Source organism: Curtobacterium sp. SORGH_AS_0776 (genome assembly GCF_031453355.1).
Taxonomy (GTDB): domain Bacteria; phylum Actinomycetota; class Actinomycetes; order Actinomycetales; family Microbacteriaceae; genus Curtobacterium.
This window is the reverse complement of the sequence record NZ_JAVIYU010000001.1, coordinates 3,743,969-3,759,385: the sequence shown is the minus strand read 5'-3', so window position 1 is coordinate 3,759,385 and position 15,417 is coordinate 3,743,969. Positions and strand designations below refer to the sequence as shown.

18 protein-coding genes and 1 tRNA gene are annotated in these 15,417 nt (G+C 69.8%); 8 read left to right on the top strand and 11 right to left on the bottom strand.

Going from position 1 to position 15,417, the window contains the following annotated elements:
• Positions 1-104 precede the first annotated feature (104 nt).
• Positions 105-314, bottom strand: a complete 210-nt coding sequence (locus QE359_RS18335; protein WP_309780257.1) for a hypothetical protein — start codon at positions 312-314, stop codon at positions 105-107.
• 107 nt (positions 315-421) lie between these two features.
• Between QE359_RS18335 and QE359_RS18330 the strand changes: the two genes are divergently transcribed.
• The 3 genes from QE359_RS18330 (at position 422) to QE359_RS18320 (ending at position 1,489) form a co-directional block, all read left to right on the top strand.
• A tRNA-Arg gene (locus QE359_RS18330) sits at positions 422-497 on the top strand.
• A 133-nt stretch (positions 498-630) separates the two neighbouring features.
• Positions 631-1,071, top strand: coding sequence for a hypothetical protein (locus QE359_RS18325; RefSeq protein ID WP_309780256.1), 441 nt, complete (start codon positions 631-633; stop codon positions 1,069-1,071).
• Positions 1,064-1,489: a hypothetical protein gene (locus tag QE359_RS18320; protein ID WP_309780254.1), complete on the top strand. Its 426-nt coding sequence runs from the start codon at positions 1,064-1,066 to the stop codon at positions 1,487-1,489. The genes QE359_RS18325 and QE359_RS18320 overlap by 8 nt, the downstream gene beginning before the upstream one ends.
• Before the next feature lie 18 nt (positions 1,490-1,507).
• Here QE359_RS18320 and QE359_RS18315 read toward each other — a convergent pair whose 3' ends face one another.
• The 7 genes from QE359_RS18315 to QE359_RS18285 all read right to left on the bottom strand — a co-directional run bounded on the left by QE359_RS18315 (position 1,508) and on the right by QE359_RS18285 (position 8,561).
• The gene (locus QE359_RS18315; protein ID WP_309780253.1) at positions 1,508-1,768 is read right to left on the bottom strand and encodes a hypothetical protein; all 261 of its coding nucleotides are present in this window, start codon (positions 1,766-1,768) and stop codon (positions 1,508-1,510) included.
• Between the two features lie 63 nt (positions 1,769-1,831).
• Positions 1,832-2,926, bottom strand: a complete 1,095-nt coding sequence (locus tag QE359_RS18310; RefSeq protein WP_309780252.1) for a hypothetical protein — start codon at positions 2,924-2,926, stop codon at positions 1,832-1,834.
• Positions 2,927-3,032: 106 nt separating this feature from the next.
• Entirely contained in the window at positions 3,033-4,127 is a 1,095-nt protein-coding gene (locus QE359_RS18305; RefSeq protein ID WP_092386067.1) for an alkene reductase, read from the bottom strand.
• A gap of 52 nt (positions 4,128-4,179) precedes the next feature.
• The gene (locus tag QE359_RS18300; protein ID WP_175473687.1) at positions 4,180-4,392 is read right to left on the bottom strand and encodes a hypothetical protein; all 213 of its coding nucleotides are present in this window, start codon (positions 4,390-4,392) and stop codon (positions 4,180-4,182) included.
• A gap of 63 nt (positions 4,393-4,455) precedes the next feature.
• A complete protein-coding gene (locus QE359_RS18295; RefSeq protein WP_070418166.1) occupies positions 4,456-4,899 on the bottom strand; it encodes a MarR family winged helix-turn-helix transcriptional regulator in 444 nt (147 codons plus the stop codon).
• Positions 4,900-5,212: 313 nt separating this feature from the next.
• Positions 5,213-7,849 (bottom strand): MMPL family transporter, encoded by a 2,637-nt coding sequence (locus tag QE359_RS18290; RefSeq protein WP_309780250.1) that lies wholly within the window; start codon positions 7,847-7,849, stop codon positions 5,213-5,215.
• A gap of 73 nt (positions 7,850-7,922) precedes the next feature.
• Positions 7,923-8,561, bottom strand: coding sequence for a TetR/AcrR family transcriptional regulator (locus tag QE359_RS18285; RefSeq protein WP_139219791.1), 639 nt, complete (start codon positions 8,559-8,561; stop codon positions 7,923-7,925).
• A gap of 145 nt (positions 8,562-8,706) precedes the next feature.
• On the opposite strand from QE359_RS18285, the gene QE359_RS18280 reads away from it, so the two are divergent.
• The 3 genes from QE359_RS18280 (at position 8,707) to QE359_RS18270 (ending at position 11,842) form a co-directional block, all read left to right on the top strand.
• On the top strand, positions 8,707-10,188 hold the full coding sequence (locus QE359_RS18280) for a mannitol dehydrogenase family protein (protein WP_309780249.1): 1,482 nt from the start codon (positions 8,707-8,709) through the stop codon (positions 10,186-10,188).
• Between the two features lie 94 nt (positions 10,189-10,282).
• Positions 10,283-10,978 carry a YafY family protein gene (locus tag QE359_RS18275; protein ID WP_309780248.1) on the top strand — a complete coding sequence of 232 codons (696 nt, stop codon included), beginning with the start codon at positions 10,283-10,285 and terminating at the stop codon, positions 10,976-10,978.
• Positions 10,979-11,032: 54 nt separating this feature from the next.
• Complete coding sequence (locus QE359_RS18270; protein ID WP_309780247.1) at positions 11,033-11,842, top strand: hypothetical protein; 810 nt, start codon at positions 11,033-11,035, stop codon at positions 11,840-11,842.
• Between the two features lie 27 nt (positions 11,843-11,869).
• Here QE359_RS18270 and QE359_RS18265 read toward each other — a convergent pair whose 3' ends face one another.
• Positions 11,870-12,370, bottom strand: a complete 501-nt coding sequence (locus tag QE359_RS18265) for a GNAT family N-acetyltransferase (RefSeq protein ID WP_309780246.1) — start codon at positions 12,368-12,370, stop codon at positions 11,870-11,872.
• A gap of 246 nt (positions 12,371-12,616) precedes the next feature.
• On the opposite strand from QE359_RS18265, the gene QE359_RS18260 reads away from it, so the two are divergent.
• The gene (locus tag QE359_RS18260; protein WP_309780245.1) at positions 12,617-12,964 is read left to right on the top strand and encodes a hypothetical protein; all 348 of its coding nucleotides are present in this window, start codon (positions 12,617-12,619) and stop codon (positions 12,962-12,964) included.
• Between the two features lie 115 nt (positions 12,965-13,079).
• Positions 13,080-13,982, top strand: coding sequence for an arginase family protein (locus QE359_RS18255; protein WP_309780244.1), 903 nt, complete (start codon positions 13,080-13,082; stop codon positions 13,980-13,982).
• A 199-nt stretch (positions 13,983-14,181) separates the two neighbouring features.
• Here the strand turns inward: QE359_RS18255 and QE359_RS18250 are convergent, their stop codons facing one another.
• A complete protein-coding gene (locus QE359_RS18250) occupies positions 14,182-14,751 on the bottom strand; it encodes a GNAT family protein (protein WP_309780243.1) in 570 nt (189 codons plus the stop codon).
• A gap of 49 nt (positions 14,752-14,800) precedes the next feature.
• Positions 14,801-15,370: a HEAT repeat domain-containing protein gene (locus QE359_RS18245; protein ID WP_309780241.1), complete on the bottom strand. Its 570-nt coding sequence runs from the start codon at positions 15,368-15,370 to the stop codon at positions 14,801-14,803.
• Positions 15,371-15,417 lie beyond the last annotated feature (47 nt).

The following is a 15,417-nucleotide window of genomic DNA, read 5'->3' as shown; positions in this document are numbered from 1 at the left end:
GTGGCGTGGTGTAACTTCCACTTCTGTTCCTCCTGTGCTTGCTTCACTGGTGGGGCGTGAGGGCTGGTCCGTTGCCGCGAACCGGCCCTCGTTGATTGCTGGGATCAGCCGTTGTACGGAACCCAGTCGGTGACTTCGCGGGTCACGATGTACGGCTTGAAGTTGTTTCGTGCGTTCTTCTCGTAGGAGCTCATATGCCACTCGAGGTTCTCGCGCGCGCTGCGCTCCGAGGTGTATGCGACAGTCCCTTGGCTGTGCCGAACAGCCCACTCGGTGTAGGCGGGCTTAGCGTCACTGCTTTCCTTGGCGTTCATCACGCCCTCCTTCTGCGGTGCATCCGTGTATCCGTTCGGTGTATCCATGTGCCCCAGCCTGTGTCGGCTTGTGCGGGCATGTTTGAGACTCTAGCAGTCAAATCTGACGCTTGTCCAGCCAGTTCAGCATACTTCTTCTGACTACGGATCAGAAGGTTGGGGGTTCGAGTCCCTTCGAGCGCACTGCACCGCCGAACCGATCGAAGGCCCCGCCGCACTGCGACGGGGCCTTCGTCGTGTTGGCAGAGCGGCCGCAACGCGAGTTCGTATGCGGACTCCTTGCAGCCCGATCTCCGTGCTGTCTAGGTTCGTGCCCATGGCACGGCGCACCCAGCAGCAGCGGCGAGATGAGCGTCGTGCGCGTGCCACGGCAGAGCGAGTCACCGCCGACCAGACGCGCGGCGAGTACCGGCCGCCGGACCGGTCCACCTGCACCGAGCGCTCCTGGTACCAGAGCGTCGACGACGCCGACACCGTCCGGGTCGACCACCGGCTCTTCCGGAGCGGCGGGAGGCTGGTCGACTTCGCCATCCTCGTCCACACGCTCGACATCGACGGGGAGTGGATCGAAGCTGCTCGTGTCGACTGCTGCCACGGGTACGTCCACCTCCACCACACCTCGGGCGAGGTCAGCAGCATCGGGCCGGTCCACAGAGCCGACGACGTGGCCGCACTCTTCGCCGTGGCATCGGACCAGGCCATGCGGTACGCCGTTACAATCCGGGACATGAAGGGCAGGGACGAGCGCGATGTCTGAGCTGGACGCATTCCGTGCGGAGATCAACCGGTCGCTCGCAGTCGGCGACTTCGCGGCCGTCGAACTCGAGGTCGTGGACGTCGAGGGCCGCACGCCGGTCGTCGTGGCCCTGGCGGACGAACGTCTCCCGGTGCTGTTGCGGCGGATCGAGGCGGTGGGCGGCTACGCGAACGTCTTCGTGAAGACGGGCAGTGGTGTTCGTCGCGTCGCCGTGATGGACGTCGACGGCGCGCTCGACGTCCGGTCCGCCGATGACATGCGGTCGGCGGCTGAACAGCCGAGCTCGGACAGCACGGTCGGGGCGTTCGTCGACTACCTCGCACACCGGGTCGGCGGTGTCGTCCTGCCGGCTCGCCTCGCGACCGCGTCGCGCAGCGCTCTGCCCGCACGTCAGGTGGAGATCGTGGCCGCCCGCTGACCGCGGGGCGGAGCCGCGTCAGCGCAGGCGCGCCGCCTGCTGCCGGTCCTTCTCGTGCTCCCGCACCACCGCGCTCACCGCGAGCCACAGGAGCAGCGACACGAACCACCAGAAGCTCACCACGGCAGCGGCGCCGGCGAGCGACGCCGCGAGCGGCATGAGCTCGACCGAGTCCGTTCCCTTGCCGAAGATGACGATCGCCGAGACCCAGAGCCCGATCGCCGCCAGCAGGGAGATGATCCACACGACCAAGAGACCGTCGCGCCACCCGTTGTTCACGAGACCACCGTACCGGAGCGTCCGCACAGGAACGCCGCGGACGCCGGCCACCGAGCAGCCCGGTCAGGACAGGTTGATCGCCACGATCAGCGCGACGAACCCGAGCGTCACCGTCCCGACGATGAGCACCGTCCCGGCACCCCAGGTCGTCCGGAGCCGCCTCCCGGGCTTCGCGACCTCCCGCACCCGCACGACCGGGCCGTCGTCGGCGGAGACAGCCACCTCGGAGCGTTCGTCCCGCCACCGCGCCCAGCGCTCGACCCGGTCGTCGAGGGCGTCGACCGCCGCCGCGAGGGCTTCCCACCGCTCGGGCCGGTCCGTGATCAGGTCACGGGCGCTGATCAGGTACATCCAGTCGTCCACGATCTCGACGTCGAGCCCCTGCACGTGGTCGACGAGCCGCGCCATCACGTCCGGCGTGAACAGGTACAGCGCGTCGCGTTCGTACCCGGTGGGGCAGTACAGACGGAAGTACCGGTCGAAGTCGCCCTCCAACGACAGCACCTGCGAGCCACGAACGACCGACGAGGTGTGCAGCGGGCGTCGAGGGCCCTCCTCGGACCGCAGCAGGATGTTCGGCAACGCCACCGGCAGACGCATCGCGCAGTACCCGCCGAACGCCGGTGAGGTGTTCGTCATGGTCGACCGGACGAGCTCGTGGTTTGCGAACTCCAGGCCTCGGGGCCCGGGGGTCCGGAGCACCCGGTAGCAGTTCAGCGCGCCGCGTCGCCGGAGCGGGGCGTCACGACGGGTCCCGGTCGGGCCCGGGCTGTAGGTCATGCCGTTGGCCGCCGCGAACCGGGCGAGGCGGTGGTGCACCCGCTTCCGTGGGCGTCGGCGCCGCACCCGGATCCACGCCCAGGTGCAGAGGACCCCGGCCAGGCCGAGGAAGGCGCCGATCACGCTCTGCACGAGCACGGCGGTCGCCACGTCCTCGCCGCCCTCGGCGATGGTGGCGGTGATGACGAGGGCGAACGCGAGCAGGCCGATCGGCAGGCAGAGCGCTCCGGCGCCGAGGACGATCCGTCGGACGAGTCCGACCAGGTCGCGCGCCTCGGGGTGTTCGGCGACGAGGGCCTTCCAGGTCCGTCGCGCGTCGCGGCGTCGGACCGGCTCGGTGAGGGCGGTGGTGTCGATCGGTGTGCGCAGTGCCTGCACGGTTCCCCCCGGTTCGTGACCTCACGACCCTACCGGGTGGGCGGACGGACGGGAGGCGCGGTGCCAGCTGGCACCGCGCCTCCCGTCCGTGACCCGGTCGCGTCGACTACGCGACCTGCGCGCGCACCTCGGCCAGCGTCGGGTAGTCGGTGTAGCCCTCGGCGCCGTTGCCGTAGAACAGCTCCGGGCGCGGCTCGTTCAACTCGGTGTCCTGCTCCCAGCGGTACGCGAGGTCCGGGTTCGCGATCGCCGCGCGACCGACGCCCACGGCGTCCGCGTGGCCCTGCGTGACGAGGGCGATGGCCTCGTCACGGGTGGTCAGCGCGCTGAAGCCGGAGTTGGCGATGAACGGGGCGCCCGCGGTCCGGCGAATGTGCTGCACGAGGTCGCCGGTCGGCTCGGCGTGCAGGATGTCGACGAAGGCGAGTCCGAGCGGCGCGAGGCCCTCGGCGACGGCGGTGTAGACCGCGTGGACGTCCGCCGGGTCGCTCTCGAGGACACCCTGGATGCCGTGCTCGGGGGAGAGGCGGATGCCGGTGCGGTCGGCGCCGATGGCCTCGGCGACGGCCGTGGTGACCTCGATCGCGAAGCGGGCGCGGTTCTCTGGCGAACCGCCGTACTCGTCGGTGCGCGTGTTCGACGCTGCCGACATGAACTCGTGCACGAGGTAGCCGTTCGCCCCGTGCACCTCGACGCCGTCGAGTCCGGCGGCGATCGCGTTGCGGGCGGCGCGGACGAAGCCCTGGACGGCCTCGCGCACCTCGTCGGTGGTCAGGGCGTGGGGGACGGGCATGTCCGCCTTCGAGCCGTCGGGGAGGTGGGTCTGCCCAGGAGCGGCGATCGCGGACGGGGCGACGATGCGCGGCGTGCCGGAGATGGCGGTGTGGGACACCCGGCCACCGTGCATGAGCTGCATCACGATGCGACCGCCCTCGGCGTGCACGGCGTCGGCGACGCGGCGCCACCCGGCGATCTGCTCGTCGGTCTCGATGCCGGGCTGCCCGGGGTAGGAGCGGCCCTCCTGCACGGGCCAGGTGCCCTCGGTGACGATGAGCCCGAGGCCGGCGCGCTGGGCGTAGTGCTCGACGAGCAGGTCGTTCGGGATGCCGTGCTCACCGGCGCGCGTGCGAGTGAGGGGCGCCATCACGATGCGGTTCGACAGGGGGAGTGCGCCGAAGTCGGCGGGTTCGAAGAGCTTCACGTCTGGGGGGAACGAGGTGTTGCCGGATGCAATTCCCCGTTCCGGTGGATCGTCAGGCTCGGGGGCACACCAACGTCGAGGAGCGCACCTGCCCCTCGGGGCGGATCACCTGGTGCTGGGAGAGGGGCTGGCCGCAGATCGGGCAGCCGCGGTCGATCGTGCGGTCGTCGATGCCCTCGGGGTGGCCGGCGCCGATCTGCGACGGGCCCATCTTGGCGATGAGCGTGCTGTTCCACCGTTCGTACCACTGTCCGAAGCGACCCACGGTCCGTCCTTTCGTTCGTACACGAACCATTGTGCCACGAACGGCTTCGCAGCACACGGCCGATCACACGGTGTCGACGCGTTCGAGCAGTTCGGTGAGCTCGTCCTTCAGTGCTTCGAGGCGTTCCAGCGGCCAGCCGAGGCGGTCGGCGACGGCGAGCGGGACCGCCCGGGCCTGTTCGCGCAGGGAGCGCCCGGCGACGGTGAGGGAGACCTCGAGCTGGCGTTCGTCCGTGGTGCTCCGGGTGCGGCGGACGTAGCCGGAGGCCTCGAGGCGCTTGAGCAGCGGGCTGAGGGTGGCCGAGTCGAGCCGGAGTTCGCGGGCGATCTCGCGGACGGAGCGTGGGTCCTGCTCCCAGAGGGCCAGCATGACGAGGTACTGCGGGTGCGTCAGGCCCATGGGTTCGAGCAGGTCGCGGTAGAGCCCGATGACGCTCCGGCTCGTCGCCGCGAGCGCGAAGCAGAGCTGTCGGTCGAGGGCGAGCGGGTCGACGTCGGTCTCGGTCATCCGCCCACCCTACCGTTCGTGTACGAAGGAGCGGCAGGGGTCTGCGCGCGCGGTGCTCGGTCGAGTGGTTGCGGGCGCGGGGTTGCGACATTGTCGCGGTCGTACGACATCGGCGATGTCGCTGGAGCGCGCGTGCAACGGTTGCGGGCGCGGGGCTGCGACACCGTCGCTGTCGTACGACGTCGGCGATGTCGTTCCGAGTCGGCAGCGGGACCTGGGCAGCGGGACCTGGGCAGCGCGCCGGACGCACGCACGGGAGGCGCGGGCCGACCCGTGTGGGTCGACCCGCGCCTCCTGGGTGGTCGCGTCGTGCCTACGCGCGGTGCGCCGGCGGGTGCCCCGACTCGTGCGCGTTCGCGTCCGGCTCCACGGGGAGCGCGTGCGACCCGGTGTGGGTGCTCTCGTGCCCACCGGCCGGGTGCGACCGCTCGAGCTTGGCGCCCTCGACGTCGACGTCCGGCACGATCCGGTCGAGCCACTTCGGGAACCACCACGCGCTCTCGCCGAGCAGGTGCATCGCGGCCGGGATGAGCAGCATCCGGACGACGAACGCGTCGACCAGCACACCGAACGCCAGGCCGAAGCCGATCGGCTTGATGGTGGAGGAGTCCGAGAAGATGAAGCCCGCGAACACCGAGATCATGATGATCGCGGCCGCCGTGACCACTGCGCGACCGGCGTGCAGGCCTCGCTGGACCGCGACCTTCGCCGAGGCTCCGTGGGCGTACGCCTCGCGCATGCCCGACACCAGGAAGAGCTGGTAGTCCATCGCGAGCCCGAACAGGATGCCGATCTCGATGATGGGCAGGAAGCTCAGGATCGGTGCGGGGTCGTGCACCCCGAACACGCTGCCGAGCCAGCCCCACTGGTAGATCGCGGTCAGGCCGCCGAACGACGCCAGGACGGACAGGATGAAGCCGGCCGTCGCGGTGATCGGCACGAGGAACGACCGGAACACGATGATGAGGATGATCAGCGACAGGCCGACGACCACAACGAGGTAGAGCGGCAGCACGTTCGAGAGCTTCTCGGACACGTCGATGTTGGCGGACGCGTTGCCGGCGACCCCGAGCGTGACCTTCCCGTCGTCGGTGGAGACGGTCTGCTCGCGGAGGTCCTTCACGAGCGTCTCGGTCGAGACGCTGTCCGGGCCACCGGCGGGCTTCACCTGGAACGCGATGATGTCGCGGTCCTTCGAGGCGCCGATCGGAAGAACGGCCTTGACGTCGTCGTTCTTCGCGATCGCTTCACCGATGGTGACCTCGGTCGCGGTGACGTCGTCCTCGCTGACCGAGTCCGGCAGGGTGGCGACCACGAGGAGTGGCCCGTTCTGGCCGGCACCGAACTCGTCGTCGAGGGCCTTGTACGCCTTGTACTGGCTGGACTCCACGGACTCGGACGCGCCCGTCGGCAGGCCGAGGCGCATCTGCGTCGCGGGCAGGGCGATGGTGCCGAGCACCGCGACGCCGGCGACGAGCGTGATGACCGCGCGCCAGGTCGACATCGGCTTGTTCGGGACGCGGGTCGAGTCGGTGTTGCCGATCTTCGCGCGCTCCTTCTTCCGGAGGATCCGCATGCCGATGAGCGACAGCAGTGCCGGGGTGAAGGACGTGGCGATGAGGATCGCGAAGAACACCGCGACGGCACCGACCGTGCCCATCAGGCCGAGGAACGGGATGCCCGTGATGTTCAGGGCGAGCAGCGCGACGATGACGGTCGCGCCGGCGAAGACCACGGCGTTGCCGGAGGTCCCGTTCGCGAGCCCGATGGACTCGTGCACGCCCATGCCCTGCTTCAGCTGGGTCCGGTGTCGGTTGAGGATGAAGAGCGAGTAGTCGATGCCGACCGCCAGGCCCAGCATCACCCCCAGCACCGGCGTGACCGAGATGAACTCGACGAGGCTCGAGAACGACAGGGCCGCGAGGGACGCGACGCCGACGCCGAGCACGGCGGAGACGAGCGGGACGGCGGCGCCGATGATCGTGCGGAGCATGAGGAACAGCACGATCGCGGCGATGATCACGCCGCCGATCTCACCGGGGCCGAGGATCGACGGGACGCCCTGGGCGATGTCGTTCGAGACGTACACGTCGACGCCGCTGATGTCGGCCGCCTCGGCGTCGTCCGCGATCTGGGTCTTCGTGTCGGCCGGGACCTCGTAGGTCGACTTCGTGAACTGCACGGTGCCGATGACGGCGCTGCCGTTCGACGACACGAAGCGGATGTCCTTCGACAGGTCGAGGAGCTTCGAGCCCTGCTCGAGCTCCTTTTCGCTGTCGTCGAGCTTCTTCGTGTTGTCGTCGATCTTCTGCTGTGCGGCCTTGATCTGCTGCTCGCCCGAGGTGATCTGCTGCTGCTGCGCGTCGATCTGTGCCTGTGCCTGGGCGAGCTGGGCCTGGGCGGCCGCCGCCGCGGCACCTCCCGCTGCCTCGGCCTGGGCCTTCTGCGCGTTCAGCTGGGCCTGCGCGCTGGCGATCTGCTCCTTGCCGGACGCCAGCTGCGACTTCTGCGCGTCGAGCTCCTCCTGACCGCTCTCGATCTGCGCACGGCCGTCGGTGATCTGCTCGCGGCCGTCGACGATCTTCTGCCGCTGGTCGTCGAGCTGCTGCTGGGTGTCGAACCCGCTCGTGGCGCCCTTGACGCCGTCGAGCTTCTCGACCTTCTGCAGGAAGTCGGCGACGTCGGACTTCTGGGCGTCGCTGAAGGCCTTGCCGTTCGTCGTCTCGAAGACGATCGTGCCGGTGCCGCCGTTCGCGGACGGGAACTTGTCGGCGAGCTCGTCCTGCACCTGGCTCGTCTTGGTGTTCGGGATCGTGATCGACGACGAGATGGTGCCGGCGAAGAGCGAGTACGTGACACCCGCGATGCCCATGATCACCACCCACGCGATGATCACGAGCCAGTGGCGTCGTGCGGAGAACCGTCCGAGACGGTAGAGGAGACCGGCCATGCGGTTGCCCCGATCCTTTCGTTGTCAGCTGCTGTGGAGCGGGGTGCGCCGGTGGACCCCTGGGAGGGAAGTGTCAGTCGTCGGCCATGTAGCCGCTGCGGACGCTGTGCACGAGTCGTGCGAGCAGGGCGTCCCAGTCGTCGAGCGCGTCCTGGTCGAGGCGGGGTCCGGTCGTCGTGAGCCAGTGCTCGGCGATCACGACGATCCCGCTCATCAGGGACTCGACGAGGAGTGCGGCGTCGAGGGCGTCGGCGGCCGGGTGGCGTCGGGCGACCTCGTCACGGAGCCGTTCGGTGACCCGTGCGAAGGCGGTCTGGGTGAGCACCGCGGCCTTGGGGTCGTCCTTGCCGGGGTCGCCGAGGATCCGGTACATCCCGGCGATCGCGGGCGCCAGGTCGGCACCGCGGGCGGCGGACTCGAGCTCGTCGAACATCGACGACCGGCTGCCGTCGCCGACCGGGGTCTTCGCCATGTCGGCGAGGAAGCGGTCGATGATGACCGAGAGCTCCTGCTCGCAGACGGCCAGCAGGACCTCGTCGAGGGACCCGAAGTGGTTGAACACCGTCCGGCGGGCGATGTCGGCCCGTGAGGCGAGGTCCTCGACGCTGAACCCGCGGCCCCCGCGCTCCTCGACGAGGTCGCGGGCGGCCTGCAGGATCGCCGCACGGTGCTTCGCCTTGAGGGCAGCACGGCGGTCGATCGACAGGGTCACGGCCACGACACTAGGTGCATCGATGCACTCGGTGCAACGACGTGGAGAGCATCTTCAGGTACGTACCCCGGCGGGAACCGTGGTTCTGAACAGATGTGCACGTGGTTGACTGGGCGAGCACGTCCGCCGTACGAAGGAGTACCCGATGCCCGTCCGACTGTCCCCGCAGCACCTCGACGAGATCGCCGCGAGCGGTGTCGCCGTCCCGACCTACGACCGCGACGGGATCACCGCCGGCATCGTGCACTTCGGCGTCGGCGGCTTCCACCGGGCGCACCAGGCGATGGTGATCGACCGGCTGCTCCAGCAGGGCGAGGCCCGCGAGTACGGCATCTGCGGCGTCGGCGTGCTCGAGCAGGACCGTCGGATGGCCACGGCGATGGCCGAGCAGGGCGGGCTGTACACGCTCGTCCTCAAGCACGCCGACGGCACCCGCGAGTCCCGCGTGATCGGCAGCATCGTCGACTACCTGCTCGCCGTCGACGACCCCGACGCCGTCGTCGAGAAGATGGCGCACCCGGACACCCGGATCGTCAGCCTGACCATCACCGAGGGTGGCTACAACTTCGACCACGTCACCGGCGAGTTCGTCGCCGACGAGCCGGGCGTCGCGGCCGACCTGCGCGGCGACGGCCCGCCGCACACCGTGTTCGGACTCGTCGTCGAGGCCCTGCGGCGCCGGCGGGACCGCGGGCTGGAGCCCTTCACCGTGATGTCCTGCGACAACATCCAGGGGAACGGGCACGTCGCCCGCGAGATGTTCACCGCCTACGCCCGGCTGCAGGACCCGGCGTTCGCCGACTGGATGGACGAGCACGTCTCGTTCCCGAACTCGATGGTCGACCGGATCACCCCGGTCACCGCCGACGAGGACCGCGCCTGGGTCCGTGACGAGCTCGGCATCGAGGATGCCTGGCCCGTCGTCGCCGAACCGTTCTTCCAGTGGGTGCTCGAGGACGACCACCCCGCGGGCCGCCCGCCGTACGAGCAGGCCGACGTCCAGATCGTCGACGACGTCGAGCCGTACGAGCTCATGAAGTTGCGACTGTTGAACGCGAGCCACCAGGGCCTGTGCTACTTCGGGTACCTGTCCGGGTACCGCTACGCGCACGAGGCCACGCAGGACCCGGCGATCGCGACCTTCCTGCGCCGGTACATGGACGAGGAGGGCACGCCGACCCTGCACCCGGTGCCCGGCATCGACCTCGAGGACTACAAGTCCACCCTCATCGAGCGCTTCCAGAACCCCGAGGTCCGCGACACCCTCGCCCGGCTCTGCGCCGAGTCGAGCGACCGCATCCCGAAGTGGCTGCTGCCGGTGGTGCGCGAGAACCTCGCCGCCGACCGACCCGTCACCCTGTCCGCGGGCATCGTGGCCTCGTGGGCGCGCTACGACGAGGGCACCGACGAGTCCGGCGAGCCGATCCAGATCGTCGACCGGCTGGCCGAGCCGTTGCACCGGATCGCGCTCACCCAGCGGGACGACCGGCTCGCCTTCATCCGGAACCGCCAGGTCTTCGGGGACCTCGTGGACGACGACCGGTTCGTCACGGCCTACCGTGACGCCCTCGACGGGCTGATCGCGGACGGTGCCCACGCGACGGTGACGCGCCTGTCGCGTTCCTGAGACGCGACCGTCCACGGGCCAGGAGGCGCGGTGCCGGCCCGCACCGCGCCTCCTGGCCCGTCCCGTGGTGCGTCCAGGGCGCTAGGGTCGCGTCGTGAACCGGACCGACCGCCTGTACGCGCTCGTCGAGGAGCTGCGCGCGGCGGCACCCGGCCGGCGGAGCGCTCGTCGCCTGGCCGAGCACTTCGGGGTGAGCGTCCGCACCGTCGAACGGGACCTGCGGGCGCTGCAGGAGGCCGGCCTCCCGATCTGGTCCGAGCCCGGACGCACCGGCGGGTACACCATCGACGCCCGCGCGACGCTTCCGCCCCTCGGGCTCACGGTGGACGAGGCGCTCGCCGTGGCGATCGGCCTCGGGACCCTCGGCGCGAGCCCCTTCCGCGACGCCGCCAGGAGTGCGGCGCGCAAGGTCACCGCGGTGCTCGCCGAGGACGACGCCCGTCGGACGGCCCGACTCGCGGCACGGGTGCTCCTGCTCGAGGCGGGGGACCGGGCCCCGGCACCCGTCGCACTCGCGGGAGCGCTCACGGGTGGACGCGTGGTGCGGATGCGGTACCGGGACGCGACCGGCACCGAGACCGACCGCACGGTCGAGCCGCTCGGGTACGTCGGCAAGGGGGAGGACTGGTACCTCGTCGCCTGGTGCCGACTGCGCGACGGGGTCCGGGCGTTCCGCGGCGACCGGGTGCTCGCCGTCGAGGAGACGGACGAGGTCGCGCCGCCGCGGATCGTCCGGACCGAGGAGCTGGACATCCCGCACGGGGTGCTCCGACCCGTCCTCGGGGACTGACGGACCAATCCGCGGAAACGGTGAGCGGGCCGACTCCGGTGCCATGCTGACGGGGTGATCTTGCTGACCGAAGCCGTACGCGGTGCGTGGATCGTCGAGCGTGCCGGCCGCTGGGCGACCGTCGGAGGTGTCGCTGGCACGGGCTTCGAGGCGTACGCGAGGCTGCTGCACCCGGTGGATGCAGACCGGACCGACCCGGACACTGTGGACGAGTGGGGTGATCCCGTCGATGTTGAGCACGCGCGTTGGCGGTGGGCTGAGGTCGCGCGTCGCAATGGCCGGGTGATGCACCCCCTGGTGCAGTGGTGGCGCATCACTGACGAAGAGCAGACCAGGAGCTGGGTGGACGGGTGGAGTGTCGGTCAGTCCGATGACGGGTGGTTCGACCCGGAGGATCTCGCGGTCCTGACGACGCACCTGCGCGCCGCGACGTCGACCCCGGATGACCTGGTCGTCGGATCGTGGGAAGGCACAGGCAACCCGCCATGGGCAGAGGGGGGTCGAAACGTTTTCGCGCGCGACCGCATGCAGTTGCACTGGCCGGGCCGTGACATGTGGTTGTTCGGTTCGAGCCTGGGCGAGCTGGCGGATCCGACGTGGGCGCACCGCACCGTGCCTGGGTGGGAATGCAGTCGCTCCAACCAGGAGGGGCCGTACACGTCGATGATCTGGCCAGAGGATCGCGCCTGGGTCGTCGCGTCGGAGGAAGACTGGGATTCGTCGATCGTCGCTGGCTCACGCGCACTCGTCGACAGCATCCTCGCGGACGACCGCTTCGAGGCCTTCGAGGTGCACCACGATGACGACCTGAGTTGGGACGGCGATCTCCTCAATCCCCGCCGGCACCCGACACCAGGGTCCTGAGGCGGCCAGGCGCCCGGAGAGGATCGGTCATCTGACAGCGAATCGGACCCAGGTGTCGGCAGGAAGATGGGGCTGGCCCGGGACGGCGCGGTGCTCGAACGTGCACGTCGGGTCGATCTCGGTCGCGACCGTGCGCCAGAACTTCGCTGCTACTTCGTTGCGGTCCTGGTGGGCCACCGTCCATCTCCCCGGGTGCGCCGCCGTCAGTTCACTCACGGCGGCGCATCCGATGCCAGCGCGCCGCGCTCCGTGCGCGATGAAGAAGCTGCTGATGACGTGCTCCTCTGCGTCCAGCCCGCGGAGGACCGCGAGTCCGACCGGGTGCGGTCCGAGGTGGAAGACGTGTGCCGACCAGCCCGGCTCCGCAAGGCCGGCGTCGAGTCGTTCTTGGCGGAAGCGGCCGCGCTCGTCGGGGAGCGTGCCGGTGAACGCTGACATCTCGTGCCGGAACATGGTCCAGAGCTGTTCGAGCTGAGAGCGGTGCCGTTCGTCCGCGGTGGTGATGGTCAGGGGCGTTGGGGTGCTCATACAAGAAAACCTCCGCCGTGGTCGGCGGAGGTTTCGTTGCTGACAGTCTATCGCCCCGTCCGGCTCCCGATCGGCCATCGGACGGTGTGGTCCGTCTTCGATTCTGCCCTCGTCGGCGTGGGTGCCGCGTGTAAACATTCTGTTGTGGGGAACGACGGCACGGGGCGGGACGGACGCTGGGCAGTCCCGCTGCGCCGTGTCTTCCCTTGGTGGTACCTAGCCGGCGTGGTGGCGACGATGGGAATCTTGATCCTGCTCAACCCTGAGGGCAGCCAGGCCGCGATCGCCGTGTGGGGGCCAACGATCGGTGTCGCCATTCGGGATCGAGAGCAAGCCGCACGAGTACGTCTGGATCAGGGTCTCCCGGTAGACCGAGCATCGTTGCTGTCTCCGCCGTGGCTCGAACCGGTCTCCGCTGCATTGCTCGCCGGATTCGCGGTCGGTCTTGGTCTCCTGCTCGACGCACTGCTCGGACATCGGACGTTCGTCACGGTGTGGGTCGGTCTCAGCTTCCTGATCAGCAGTTCCCTCGGGTTCCTGCTGCTGTTCATCGTTCTTCGCGCGCTGCGTCGACGGGGACGGGCATCCGCCTGATGCTCCGATCCGTCTCCCTCAACGATCGCCAATCGGACGCCTCTTGCCGCGGTGTGCCGTCGTATCCACTTAGCTTCGGGAGGAGGCGCGGAGCCGTTCTGTCAGACTCGGTTGGGTGATCGCGCTTGTCTCGGCCCCGACCAACCTCGGCCTGCGGCCACCCGAGCCCGGTGCGGTCCCCGGCGCGGCGAAAGCACCTGAGGCGCTCCGAGAAGCCGGGCTCTTCCGCTGGTTCACCGAGCGGGGAGCCATCGACGCCGGCGTCGTCCTCCCTGGCCGGTACGTCGACGACGACGCGACCCGCAGTCCGGGTGTCGTGCGGAACGAGGGCGCGATGGTCGATCACGCGCGGCGGCTCGCGGACCGTGTCGAAGCGGTCCTGGCCACCGGGGCGGCGCCGTTGGTCATCGGTGGAGACTGCAGCGTGCTCCTCGGGGCCGGCCTGGCGATGAAGCGACGTGGCGGTGTCGGGCTGGTGCACGTGGACGGACACACCGACTTCCGGCACCCGGGCAACAGCGACGGGTGCGCGAGCGTCGCGGGGGAGGACCTGGCCGCCGCTGTCGGGCTCCACTGGCCAGCCGTGTCCGACATCGACGGCGCCGGCCCGTACTTCGAGCCCGCACGGACTGCACACGTCGGCTGCCGTGACGACGACGCCGAACTCGCGGAGGTCCGCACCGTGGTCGGTGCGGTGGTCCCGACCTCGGAGTGGCGCGGTCGCGGCACCGCTGCCGTCGTCGATGCCCTGCGGACGACAGCCGGTGCTGCCGGCTACTGGTTGCAGGTCGACGTCGACGTGCTCGACCCGTCGGTGATGCCCGCGGTCGACAGTCCGGACCCTGGTGGTTGCACGCCGGAGGAGCTGATCGAGCTGCTCCGTGGCCTTGCACCGCGCGCCGTCGGCGCCTCGGTCACGGTCTACGACCCGGACCTCGATCCCAATGGCACGTACGCCCGCCTCTTGACGGAGATTCTCACGGTCAGCCTTGGTGACCTCGGAAGCGAGCTGCGGTAGCAACGTCCGGTAGCAGATCGGCAGCCGGACGCTCGGCACGAAGCGAGTCCCGCGGATGAACATGCTGGCACGGGGCCGGGGTGCTCCTCTTGGCGTTCGGTTGGCCTGGAGCTGCGGCTGCTGTCGTGGTTCTACCCGGGGCCGTTCGGTCAAGGACGTTGACGGCGTTCTTGGGCGGAGGATCTGCGCCTGCGGTTGTTTACCTTGTCGAAGGCAGTGCTCGCCGGCCGTGCTCCTCGCGCAGCATCGCCCAGGTGTCGATGCTCGTCCATTCACCCTTGAACCAATCCGCATCCACAGCGCGGCCCTCGTGCCGCAGGCCGAGCCGCCTGAAGAGTTGCGCCGCGGCGATGTTGCGCGCATCCGTCATCGCGATGATCCGGTGAGCCTCCTGCAAGCGGAACAGATCGTCGATGAGCTGACGGAGTGACTCCTGGCCCGCTCCGATACCTTGCCACTCGGGTGCCAGTGTCACGCCGAGTTCGTACGTGTCTGGCTGATCCGCGATGGCGTGCACGGCGGCGTCGCCGACGAGTGATGTGGTATCTCGGTGGTGGACTGCGATCTGGAGCCAGTCGCCCGAGCCTGGGAGCAGCTTCGTCGGCTGGTCGGCGATGAGCGCGTCGGTGTCGGCGTCGGACCAGCTCGGTGTCCACGACTGGAACCGTGCCACGTTGGGGTCGCGGCGGTAGGCCGTGAAGGCCGTTCGGTCAGCCCGGCTCAGCACGCTGAGGGTGAATCGTTCCGTGAGGATGGGGAACTCGAGCACGGCAGGAACGCTACCGGGACCTTCGGCGCGGCCGTCCGGTAACGCCACCTCAGCCCTTCGCGTTCCGGGTGTTCCCCTTCGCGACCTCGCGGCGCGCTGCCTCAACCGCGAGCTGGCTGCCGGCAGCCGGATCCGTGAGGAGCCTGAGGGTCGCGGCGGCATGTGGCTCCTCCGCGCGTGACTCGAGCAGGGGCGTGATGACGTCTGCTCCGAGCGCGACGAGCGCCTGGCTCAAACTGAGCTGGACGGCGCGGTCTCCACGCCCGAGCTGACTGATAAGCAGCTCACCCAACGCTGGGGCTCCGCCGACCGGCACGGTGGCGACGGCGGCACGCCACGCGGCGCGCGCGACCTCATCATCGGGGTCGGTGATGGATGCGACCACCACCTGGTGGGTGGACGTGTCGGCGATCTTCGAGAGCGTGTGCAACGCCTGACTCCGCGCCTGCGGGGTGCCGCGTTCGACCTCATCGAGGAGGCGCGGCAGCACGGCGCGTGCAGGGAGACGTGTGAGCGCCCACGTGAGCATGTCGCGGACGAAGAAGTCGGGCTCGACCGCGCACCGGACGATGAGGGCGTCGAGGTCGACCGGGTCTGCTGCCGTGCCGATAGCGAGCACGGCTTGCAGCCGAACGGAGGGCGATGCGGCGTCGAGGCCGCGCTGTC